12 protein-coding genes are annotated in these 9,931 nt (G+C 58.8%); all 12 read left to right on the top strand.

Features of this window, described 5'->3' with window-relative positions:
- Window positions 1-146: 146 nt before the first annotated feature.
- Window positions 147-533 carry a Fe-S cluster assembly scaffold IscU gene (gene iscU, locus ACIPZE_RS10820; RefSeq protein WP_046820395.1) on the top strand — a complete coding sequence of 129 codons (387 nt, stop codon included), beginning with the start codon at window positions 147-149 and terminating at the stop codon, window positions 531-533.
- Between the two features lie 34 nt (window positions 534-567).
- On the top strand, window positions 568-891 hold the full coding sequence (iscA, locus tag ACIPZE_RS10815; RefSeq protein ID WP_003227904.1) for an iron-sulfur cluster assembly protein IscA: 324 nt from the start codon (window positions 568-570) through the stop codon (window positions 889-891).
- Window positions 892-899: 8 nt separating this feature from the next.
- Entirely contained in the window at window positions 900-1,421 is a 522-nt protein-coding gene (hscB, locus tag ACIPZE_RS10810) for a co-chaperone HscB (protein WP_129395388.1), read from the top strand.
- 51 nt (window positions 1,422-1,472) lie between these two features.
- Entirely contained in the window at window positions 1,473-3,338 is a 1,866-nt protein-coding gene (hscA, locus tag ACIPZE_RS10805; protein ID WP_283439378.1) for a Fe-S protein assembly chaperone HscA, read from the top strand.
- Window positions 3,338-3,679 carry an ISC system 2Fe-2S type ferredoxin gene (fdx, locus tag ACIPZE_RS10800; RefSeq protein WP_007916885.1) on the top strand — a complete coding sequence of 114 codons (342 nt, stop codon included), beginning with the start codon at window positions 3,338-3,340 and terminating at the stop codon, window positions 3,677-3,679. Before hscA ends, fdx begins: the two co-directional genes overlap by 1 nt.
- Before the next feature lie 14 nt (window positions 3,680-3,693).
- Window positions 3,694-3,894, top strand: a complete 201-nt coding sequence (gene iscX / locus ACIPZE_RS10795; RefSeq protein ID WP_008084655.1) for a Fe-S cluster assembly protein IscX — start codon at window positions 3,694-3,696, stop codon at window positions 3,892-3,894.
- An 88-nt stretch (window positions 3,895-3,982) separates the two neighbouring features.
- Window positions 3,983-4,408: a nucleoside-diphosphate kinase gene (gene ndk, locus ACIPZE_RS10790; protein WP_007916882.1), complete on the top strand. Its 426-nt coding sequence runs from the start codon at window positions 3,983-3,985 to the stop codon at window positions 4,406-4,408.
- A gap of 28 nt (window positions 4,409-4,436) precedes the next feature.
- On the top strand, window positions 4,437-5,585 hold the full coding sequence (rlmN, locus tag ACIPZE_RS10785; protein WP_008084652.1) for a 23S rRNA (adenine(2503)-C(2))-methyltransferase RlmN: 1,149 nt from the start codon (window positions 4,437-4,439) through the stop codon (window positions 5,583-5,585).
- 12 nt (window positions 5,586-5,597) lie between these two features.
- Window positions 5,598-6,356, top strand: a complete 759-nt coding sequence (pilW, locus tag ACIPZE_RS10780; RefSeq protein WP_400772799.1) for a type IV pilus biogenesis/stability protein PilW — start codon at window positions 5,598-5,600, stop codon at window positions 6,354-6,356.
- Window positions 6,356-7,390 (top strand): RodZ domain-containing protein, encoded by a 1,035-nt coding sequence (locus tag ACIPZE_RS10775; protein WP_400772797.1) that lies wholly within the window; start codon window positions 6,356-6,358, stop codon window positions 7,388-7,390. The genes pilW and ACIPZE_RS10775 overlap by 1 nt, the downstream gene beginning before the upstream one ends.
- Window positions 7,391-7,393: 3 nt before the next feature.
- Complete coding sequence (gene ispG, locus ACIPZE_RS10770) at window positions 7,394-8,503, top strand: flavodoxin-dependent (E)-4-hydroxy-3-methylbut-2-enyl-diphosphate synthase (protein ID WP_042560922.1); 1,110 nt, start codon at window positions 7,394-7,396, stop codon at window positions 8,501-8,503.
- Window positions 8,504-8,540: 37 nt separating this feature from the next.
- Window positions 8,541-9,830, top strand: a complete 1,290-nt coding sequence (gene hisS, locus ACIPZE_RS10765; protein WP_129395384.1) for a histidine--tRNA ligase — start codon at window positions 8,541-8,543, stop codon at window positions 9,828-9,830.
- Window positions 9,831-9,931: the final 101 nt, after the last annotated feature.

Raw genomic sequence — 9,931 nt, 5'->3', positions numbered from 1 at the left:
AAAGAACTATTCCATATCTCGAAAATCGAGTGGCCGGCAAACAAAAAATACAAGCCGCCGGATACAGATCCTGTAGCGACGCGGCGGTTTACGCAGCGCAGTTGCAGGGTCTGAAGAGCGGCCCTGATGAGTGAGGATTGAGAATCATGGCTTACAGCGAAAAGGTCATCGACCACTACGAAAACCCGCGCAACGTCGGCAAGATGAACGCGGAAGATCCTGATGTCGGCACCGGCATGGTCGGCGCTCCGGCGTGCGGCGACGTGATGCGCCTGCAGATCAAGGTCAACGAAGCTGGCATCATTGAAGATGCCAAGTTCAAGACCTACGGCTGCGGTTCGGCTATCGCTTCCAGCTCCCTCGCCACCGAGTGGATGAAGGGCAAGACCCTGGACGAAGCAGAAACCATCAAGAACACTCAGCTGGCCGAAGAACTGGCCCTGCCGCCAGTGAAAATTCACTGCTCCGTACTCGCAGAAGACGCTATCAAAGCGGCAGTTCGCGATTACAAGCAGAAGAAAGGCTTGATCTGACTTTCAAGATTTGGCGACGAGTAAGGAGTCACCGATGGCTATCAGCATGACAGAAGCGGCTGCTCGACACGTGCGGCGCTCCCTCGACGGGCGCGGCAAAGGTGAAGGGATTCGTCTGGGTGTTCGCACCACAGGCTGTTCCGGCCTTGCCTACGTGCTGGAGTTTGTCGACGAGGTGGTTGCAGAGGATCAGGTGTTCGAGAGTCACGGCGAAAAAGTGATCATCGACCCGAAAAGCCTCGCCTACCTGGACGGCACCGAGCTCGATTTCGTCAAGGAAGGGTTGAACGAAGGCTTCAAGTTCAACAACCCCAACGTACGCGGTGAGTGTGGCTGCGGCGAAAGCTTCAACATCTGAGGCTTGTCGTGGGTATTCCTTGTCATTTCGCTTTATTCGAGCTGCAACCGAGTTTCCGTCTGGATCTCGAGCAGTTGGCCACGCGCTATCGTGAGTTGGCGCGCGGCGTTCATCCTGACCGCTTTGCCGACGCTTCCGAGCGTGAGCAGCGGACGGCACTCGAGCAGTCTGCACGTCTCAACGACGCCTATCAGACGCTCAAGAGTCCGGCCCAGCGCGCACGCTACCTGCTGACCATCAGCGGGCATGAAGTGCCGATGGAAGTCACTGTCCATGATCCCGAGTTTCTTCTGCAGCAGATGCAATGGCGCGAAGAGCTTGAAGACCTCCAGGACAGTGCCGACCTCGACGGTGTCGCGGTGTTCAAGCGGCGCTTGAAAGTGGCTCAGGAAGAACTCAACGAAAGCTTCGCAGCCTGTTGGAATGATGCGGCGCAACGCGAACAGGCCGAACGCCTGATGCGGCGCATGCAGTTCCTCGACAAGCTCACCTACGAAGTGCGCCAGTTAGAAGAGCGCCTCGACGATTAACCGAGTGCCGCTCCGGTCGCACGCCTGATATTCAGATAAGTCCTTATCACGATGGCCCTACTGCAGATCGCCGAACCCGGCCAAAGTCCTCAACCGCACCAGCGTCGTCTGGCTGTGGGTATCGACTTGGGCACTACCAATTCGCTGGTCGCTGCGTTGCGCAGTGGTCTTTCCGAGCCGTTGGCCGACGCAAACGGGCAGGTCATCCTGCCGTCCGCTGTGCGTTATCACGCTGATCGCGTTGAAGTCGGCGAGTCGGCCAAGCTGGCTGCCGCCTCCGATCCCTTGAACACCGTGCTGTCGGTCAAGCGCTTGATGGGTCGTGGTCTGTCCGACGTCAAGCAATTGGGCGAGCAACTGCCATACCGCTTTGTCGGTGGCGAATCGCACATGCCGTTCATCGACACCGTGCAAGGCCCGAAAAGCCCGGTCGAAGTCTCCGCCGATATCCTCAAGGTGCTGCGTCAGCGCGCTGAAGCGACGTTGGGCGGCGAACTGGTTGGCGCGGTGATTACCGTTCCGGCCTACTTCGACGATGCTCAGCGTCAAGCCACCAAAGATGCGGCAAAACTCGCCGGGCTGAACGTGCTGCGTCTGCTCAATGAACCGACTGCGGCCGCTGTGGCGTACGGTCTGGATCAGCACGCTGAAGGCCTGGTCGCGATTTATGACCTCGGCGGCGGTACCTTCGATATTTCGATTTTGCGTCTGACTGGCGGTGTTTTCGAGGTTCTGGCCACTGGCGGCGACAGCGCGCTGGGCGGCGATGACTTCGATCACGCGATTGCCGGCTGGATCATCGAGAGCGCGGGCCTGTCCGCCGATCTCGATCCGGGCGCACAACGCAATCTGCTGCAAACTGCTTGCGCGGCCAAAGAAGCCCTGACCGATGCGGCCAGCGTTGAAGTGGCTTACGGCGACTGGAAAGCACCGCTGACCCGTGAAGCCTTCGATACGCTGATCGAGCCAATGGTCGCGCGCAGCCTGAAAGCCTGCCGCCGTGCCGTTCGCGATTCCGGCATCGAGCTTGACGACGTACATGCTGTGGTCATGGTTGGCGGTTCGACGCGCGTGCCGCGTGTTCGCGAAGCCGTTGCCGAAGCCTTCGGTCGTCAACCTCTGACTGAAATCGACCCGGATCAAGTGGTGGCCATTGGTGCCGCGATTCAGGCCGATACCCTGGCTGGCAACAAGCGCGATGGCGGCGAACTGCTGCTGCTCGACGTGATTCCGCTGTCCCTGGGGCTGGAAACCATGGGTGGCTTGATGGAAAAGGTGATTCCGCGCAACACCACCATCCCCGTCGCTCGCGCACAGGATTTCACTACGTACAAAGACGGCCAGTCAGCCATGGCGATCCACGTCCTGCAGGGTGAGCGCGAGCTGATCAGTGACTGCCGTTCGCTGGCGCGCTTCGAATTGCGTGGCATTCCAGCGATGGTGGCGGGTGCGGCGAAAATTCGCGTGACCTTCCAGGTCGATGCCGACGGTCTGCTTAGTGTTTCTGCCCGTGAACTGGGTTCGGGCGTTGAGGCGAGCATTCAGGTCAAGCCGTCCTACGGTCTGACCGACGGCGAAATCGCCAAAATGCTCAAAGATTCGTTCCAGCATGCCAATGACGATAAAGTCGCCCGCGTTCTGCGCGAGCAGCAAGTCGATGCCCAGCGCCTGATCGAAGCTGTGCAGGGTGCTCTGGAGGTTGATGGCGAGCGTTTGCTCGACGCCGAAGAGCGCATGGTCATCGACCTGCAGCTGCAGGAACTGGCTGAACTGATGAAAGGTACTGATGGTTACGCCATCGAGCAGCAGACCAAGCGTCTGTCGCAAGTGACCGATGCTTTTGCTGCCCGCCGCATGGATCTGACGGTGAAAGCCGCTCTGTCGGGGCGCAATCTGAATGAAATCGAGGATATCTGATGCCGCAGGTCATTTTTCTGCCCCACGAGAAGTTCTGCCCTGAAGGCATGGTGGTCGAGGCTGCGCCCGGCACATCGATTCTCGAACTGGCCCACGAACACCACATCGAGATGGAAAGCGCCTGCGGCGGCGTCTGCGCTTGCACCACCTGCCACTGCATCATCCGCGAGGGTTTCGACTCGATGGAAGAGGCCGACGAGCTGGAAGAAGACTTCCTCGATCGTGCCTGGGGTCTGGAAGCGCAATCGCGTCTGGCCTGTCAGGCTATCGTTGGTGAAGAAGACATCACCGTCGAAATTCCGAAATATTCGCTTAACCATGCGGCTGAAGCGCCGCACTGACTGGTAAGACTGTCATGAGCTACGGTTGGAATGATGTTCAACGTATTGCAGAAGAGTTGGCCGAGGCCAAGCCGGGTGTAGATCCGTTTTCTGTCAATTTCGTCGATCTGCAGCAATGGATCAAAGAGCTGCCTGATTTTGACAATACCTCTGGTCGAGTTGGCGAGAAGGTGTTGGAAGCGGTTCAGACGCTCTGGGCTGAAGAATTGGACTGATCGTCCTCGCAGGTTAGGCAATACCCAAGAACCCGCGTATAATTCGCGGGTTTAATTTTTCGCAAATTACCGTTTCTGGAGTTACACCATGGCTGTTCAACGCACTTTCTCCATCATCAAGCCTGACGCTGTTGCAAAAAACGTCATCGGCGAAATCACCACTCGTTTCGAAAAAGCCGGCCTGCGCGTTGTAGCTTCGAAACTGAAGCAACTGTCCAAAGCTGAAGCTGAAGGCTTCTACGCTGAGCACAGCGCTCGTGGTTTCTTCGGCGACCTGGTTGCTTTCATGATCTCCGGTCCTGTTGTTGTTCAGGTTCTGGAAGGCGAAAACGCTATCGCTCTGAACCGTGAGCTGATGGGCGCTACCAACCCTAAAGAAGCTGCTGCCGGCACCATCCGCGCTGACTTCGCTGATTCCATCGACGCCAACGCTGTTCACGGTTCGGACTCCGAAGCCGCAGCTGCTCGTGAAATCTCGTACTTCTTCGCAGCTACTGAAGTAACCACTCGCTAAGCATTGGCTTAAGAGTGAAGGTGAATCCATGACTACATCGACTGTAAAAACCAACCTGCTGGGTCTGACTCAACAGGAAATGGAAAAATTCTTCGACTCAATCGGGGAGAAGCGTTTCCGTGCCGGTCAGGTAATGAAATGGATTCACCACTTTGGTGTCGATGATTTCGACGCCATGACGAACGTCAGCAAGGCCTTGCGCGACAAGCTCAAGGTTATTGCTGAGGTCCGTGGTCCGGAAGTGGTCAGCGAGGACATCTCCACCGACGGCACCCGTAAGTGGGTGGTGCGTGTGGCGTCCGGCAGCTGCGTCGAGACCGTGTACATTCCGCAGGGCAAGCGCGGCACCTTGTGCGTTTCGTCCCAGGCAGGCTGTGCCCTGGATTGCAGTTTCTGCTCCACCGGCAAGCAAGGCTTCAATAGCAACCTCACCGCCGCCGAAGTCATCGGCCAGGTGTGGATTGCCAACAAATCTTTCGGCAGTGTCCCGGCAACCGTCGACCGTGCCATCACCAACGTGGTGATGATGGGCATGGGTGAGCCGCTGCTGAACTTCGACAACGTCGTCGCCGCCATGCATCTGATGATGGATGACCTCGGCTACGGGATTTCCAAGCGCCGCGTAACCCTGTCCACTTCGGGCGTGGTGCCGATGATCGATGAGCTGGCCAAGCACATCGACGTCTCGCTGGCGTTGTCCCTGCACGCACCGAATGACGCATTGCGTAACCAATTGGTGCCGATCAACAAGAAATATCCGCTTAAGATGCTGCTCGAGTCGTGCCAGCGCTACATGTCGTCTCTGGGCGAGAAGCGAGTGCTGACCATCGAGTACACCTTGCTCAAAGACATCAACGACAAGGTTGAACACGCCGTCGAGATGGTCGAGCTGCTGAAGAACATTCCGTGCAAGATCAACCTGATTCCGTTCAACCCGTTCCCGCATTCCGGGTACGAGCGTCCGAGCAACAACGCGATCCGTCGTTTCCAGGATCAGTTGCATCAGGCCGGTTTCAACGTCACTGTCCGCACTACCCGTGGTGAAGACATCGACGCCGCATGTGGTCAATTGGTAGGGCAGGTGCTGGATCGCACCCGTCGCAGCGAACGTTACATCGCCGTGCGTGAGTTGAACGCCGACAGCGATCTGGCACAGAACGCCGCGAACACTAACTAAGAGAGGATCTCTATGTCCCTGCGCTTTGCGCTGCTGTTGCTGTTGGCCAGCCTGTGTGCTGGTTGTGTCCTGTCGGGTGACTACAACCCGATGAAGACCAGCAAGGGCCGCGATGAAGCGCGGGCTGCCTATGTGCAGCTGGGGCTGGGATACTTGCAGCAAGGCATGACCGAGCGGGCCAAGGTTCCACTGAAGAAAGCGCTGGAGCTGGACAGCTCCGATCCCGACGCCAACGCGGCCCTCGGGCTGGTGTTTCAGGCCGAATTGGAGCCAGCACTTGCTGACGAGCATTTCCGCAAAGCCTTGTCTTCCCGTCCCGCCGATGCGCGCATCCTCAATAACTACGGCAGTTTTCTCTACGAAGAACAGCGTTACAAGGAAGCCTACGAGGGTTTTGAACAGGCCGCCGCCGATACCCTGTATCCTGAGCGTTCGCGCGTGTTCGAGAACCTCGGCATGACAGCTTCGAAGCTGGGGCAGCGTGATCTGGCGCAGCAACAGCTGGAAAAGGCCCTGCGTTTGAACCGCCAGCAGCCACGTGCCTTGCTGGAAATGGCTGAGTTGTCCTTCGAAGACAGGCATTATGTGCCCGCACGTGACTATTACGACCGTTTCAGCCTGCTAACCGAACAAAATGCACGTAGTCTATTGCTCGGCGTTCGGCTGGCAAAAGTGTTTGAAGATCGCGACAAGGCCGCCAGTTACGGCCTGCAATTAAAACGACTCTATCCCGGTACGCCGGAATATCAGCAATACCTGTCGGAGCAATGATGAAAGCGGCGCATCCCGAAGTTGTAGCAGCGAATCGCGTTAATCCCGGTGAGACCCTGCGCCAGGCCCGCGAAAGCAATGGCTGGTCGCTGGCCGAAGTGGCCCTCAAGCTCAACCTCACCGTGACCTCCCTGAGCAATCTGGAAACCGGCGCTTTCGACAAGCTGCCGGGGCACACGTTTGCTCGCGGTTACATTCGCGCCTACGCCAAGTTGCTCGGCATGGACCAGACCGTTCTGGTTCAGCAGTTCGACCAGTCCACCGGCACCGATTCCCAGGGCAGCAACGTCCACGCCCTCGGCCGTATCGAAGAGCCGGTGCGGGTTTCCCATACCATCTTGCGCATCGTCAGCTTGTTGCTGCTGATTGCGGTCATCGGCGGTGGTTTCGTCTGGTGGCAGGATCAGACCTCGCTGCGGACCAAGGACCTGATCGGCCTGACGCCTGAACACGTTGAAGTCGAGGGTGCCGACGGCACGACGCAGATTCACCCGATCGATGAGCCGGAAGACCAGGCTGTCGAGGACAATCAGGCCGATACGTCGACTGCGCTGGCCCTGCCTCAGTCTGAAACCACTGCTGAATCGACCGGTGCTGAAGCGGTCGCCCCGGCAACCGCTCCAACTGCACCGGTTGCTACGCCAACCGCTCCGGTACATTCGCCAGCGCCGGTTGTCGCCACTCCGGCCACGCCAGCGCCAAACGTTCCTGCTACGCCAGCGCCAACTGTCACTGCGCCAGTCGTTCCTGCTGCATCTGCACCCACCGCAGAAGCGGCCGCTCCGGTTGCTGGCGACGGTCAGGTGCAACTGCAGTTCAACGCCGATTGCTGGGCTCAGGTCACCGATGGTCGCGGCAAGGTGTTGTTCAGTGGTCTGAAGCATAAAGGCGACAACGTATCCGTTTCCGGCAAGCCACCGCTCAGCGTGCGTCTGGGTGTTGCCCGCGCCGCACAGGTTAGCTACAACGGCCAGCCGGTCGATATCGCTCCGTTCACCAGTGGCGAGACTGCTCGCCTGAAGTTGGGTCAATAAGTCATGCACGGCGAATCTCCAATCAAACGTCGCGTCTCGCGCAAGATCTGGGTCGGTAATGTGCCGGTGGGCGGCGATGCGCCTATCGCTGTGCAGAGCATGACCAACAGCGACACCAATGACGTTGCCGCCACTGTTGCGCAAATCAATCGCCTGGAAGCTGCTGGCGTCGACATCGTCCGCGTTTCGGTGCCGGACATGGACGCCGCCGAGGCATTCGGCAAGATCAAGCAGTTGGTCAAAGTGCCGCTGGTTGCCGACATCCACTTCGACTACAAGATCGCTCTGCGCGTGGCCGAACTGGGCGTGGATTGCCTGCGCATCAACCCGGGCAACATCGGTCGTGAAGACCGTGTTCGCGCGGTGGTCGATGCTGCGCGTGATCGCGGGATCCCGATCCGCATCGGCGTCAACGCCGGCTCGCTGGAAAAAGACCTGCAGAAGAAATACGGCGAGCCGACCCCGGCTGCTCTGGTTGAGTCCGCTCTGCGCCACGTTGAACACCTCGAACGCCTGAATTTCCAGGACTTCAAGGTCAGCGTGAAGGCGTCCGACGTGTTCATGGCCGTCGAAGCCTACCGCTTGCTGGCGAAAGAAATCGTCCAGCCGCTGCACCTCGGCATCACCGAAGCCGGCGGATTGCGTTCGGGCACAGTGAAATCCGCCGTGGGCCTAGGTATGCTGCTCGCCGAAGGGATTGGCGATACTATCCGCATCTCGCTGGCGGCCGATCCGGTCGAAGAAGTGAAGGTCGGTTACGACATTCTCAAATCTTTGCATCTGCGTTCCCGTGGCATCAACTTCATCGCCTGCCCGAGCTGCTCGCGGCAGAACTTCGATGTGGTGAAAACCATGAACGAGCTGGAAGGGCGCCTTGAAGACCTGCTGGTGCCGCTGGATGTCGCGGTGATCGGTTGTGTGGTCAACGGCCCCGGCGAAGCCAAGGAAGCCCATATCGGCTTGACCGGCGGCACGCCAAACCTGATTTACATCGACGGCAAGCCGGCGCAGAAACTGACGAATGAAAATCTGGTGGATCACCTGGAAAAGCTGATCCGCCAGAAAGCGGCCGAAAAGGTCGAAGCTGACGCTGCCGTAATTGCGCGCGGCTGACCCTTACTGAAGAGCCGAACGAATTTAAGGATTTAAAGTGAGCAAGTCATTGCAAGCCATTCGTGGCATGAACGACATCCTGCCCGAACAGACCCCGCTATGGCGTTATTTCGAGGGCACCGTTGCACGTCTGCTGGATAACTACGGTTACAAGCAGATCCGCATGCCGATCGTCGAGTTCACCGAGCTGTTCAAGCGCTCGATCGGCGAAGTGACCGACATCGTCGAAAAAGAGATGTACACCTTCGAAGACCGCAACGGTGATTCCCTGACCCTGCGTCCGGAAGGCACTGCGGCGTGCGTGCGTGCTGTGCTCGAACACGGCATCACTGGCGGTGGCCAGGTGCAGAAACTCTGGTACATCGGCCCGATGTTCCGCCACGAGCGTCCGCAGAAAGGCCGTTATCGTCAGTTCCACCAGATCGGTCTGGAGGTGTTCAATCTCGACGGTCCGGACATCGACGCCGAACTGATCATCATGACCTGGCGCCTGTGGGGCGAGCTGGGTATCCGTGATGCGGTCAAGCTCGAACTCAACAGCCTGGGCACCAGCGAATCCCGTGGGCGTTATCGTGAAGCGTTGGTCGAGTACCTCTCGGCGCACCACGACAAGCTCGACGAAGACAGCCAGCGTCGCCTGAAAACCAATCCGCTGCGCGTGCTCGACACGAAAAATGCCGAGACTCAAGCGGTGCTGGTCGATGCGCCGAAAATGGCCGACTACCTCGATGACGAGTCGCGTGCACACTTCGAAGGCTTGAAGTCGCGTCTGGATGCCGTCGGCATTCCTTACGTGCTCAACACGAAGCTGGTGCGCGGCCTCGACTACTACAGCAAAACCGTTTTCGAATGGGTCACCGACAAGCTCGGCGCTCAGGGCACTGTCTGCGCGGGCGGCCGTTACGACGGTCTGGTCGAGCAGATGGGCGGCAAGCCAACCACCGGCGTCGGTTTCGCCATGGGCATCGAGCGTCTGGTGCTGATGCTCGAAACCCTTGAGCAGATCCCGGAAGAAATCTCCCGTCAGGTCGACGTCTACCTCTGCGCCTTCGGTGAAGAGGCTGAATTGGCCGGTCTGGCCCTGGCTGAACGTGTTCGTGATCAACTTCCAAACCTGCGCCTGCAAGTCAATGCCGGCGCCGGCAGCTTCAAAAGCCAGTTCAAGAAGGCCGACAAGAGCGGTGCGCTGTACGCACTGATCCTCGGTGACGACGAAATGGCCCAGCAAGTGGTAGGTTTCAAACCCCTGCGTGGCCAGGGCGAACAACAAAGCATTGCCTGGGATGCGCTCGCCGCTCACCTGGCCACCTGCGTCGTGCAGGGTTGAAGCTGTCCAACCCGCCGCGTTAGCGAGTACGGAGGCTGGGGGTGTCGCGTACCGACGACGAACCGTTGGCGGATGTGCTGGCCTGGTGGACACGCACCGGC

Origin of the sequence: Pseudomonas sp. NPDC089741 (genome assembly GCF_044748825.1) — a bacterium.
GTDB lineage: Bacteria > Pseudomonadota > Gammaproteobacteria > Pseudomonadales > Pseudomonadaceae > Aquipseudomonas > Aquipseudomonas helmanticensis.
The sequence above is the reverse complement of the archived record's forward strand: the minus strand, read 5'-3'. Positions and strand labels throughout refer to the sequence as shown.

Coding starts and splice junctions, on each gene's coding strand:
- ispG (WP_042560922.1), top strand. CDS start 7,394: ATGCACGGCGAATCTCCAATCAAACGTCGCGTCTCGCGCAAGATCTGG.
- ndk (WP_007916882.1), top strand. CDS start 3,983: ATGGCTGTTCAACGCACTTTCTCCATCATCAAGCCTGACGCTGTTGCA.
- rlmN (WP_008084652.1), top strand. CDS start 4,437: ATGACTACATCGACTGTAAAAACCAACCTGCTGGGTCTGACTCAACAG.
- iscU (WP_046820395.1), top strand. CDS start 147: ATGGCTTACAGCGAAAAGGTCATCGACCACTACGAAAACCCGCGCAAC.
- iscX (WP_008084655.1), top strand. CDS start 3,694: ATGAGCTACGGTTGGAATGATGTTCAACGTATTGCAGAAGAGTTGGCC.
- hscA (WP_283439378.1), top strand. CDS start 1,473: ATGGCCCTACTGCAGATCGCCGAACCCGGCCAAAGTCCTCAACCGCAC.
- fdx (WP_007916885.1), top strand. CDS start 3,338: ATGCCGCAGGTCATTTTTCTGCCCCACGAGAAGTTCTGCCCTGAAGGC.
- ACIPZE_RS10775 (WP_400772797.1), top strand. CDS start 6,356: ATGAAAGCGGCGCATCCCGAAGTTGTAGCAGCGAATCGCGTTAATCCC.
- iscA (WP_003227904.1), top strand. CDS start 568: ATGGCTATCAGCATGACAGAAGCGGCTGCTCGACACGTGCGGCGCTCC.
- pilW (WP_400772799.1), top strand. CDS start 5,598: ATGTCCCTGCGCTTTGCGCTGCTGTTGCTGTTGGCCAGCCTGTGTGCT.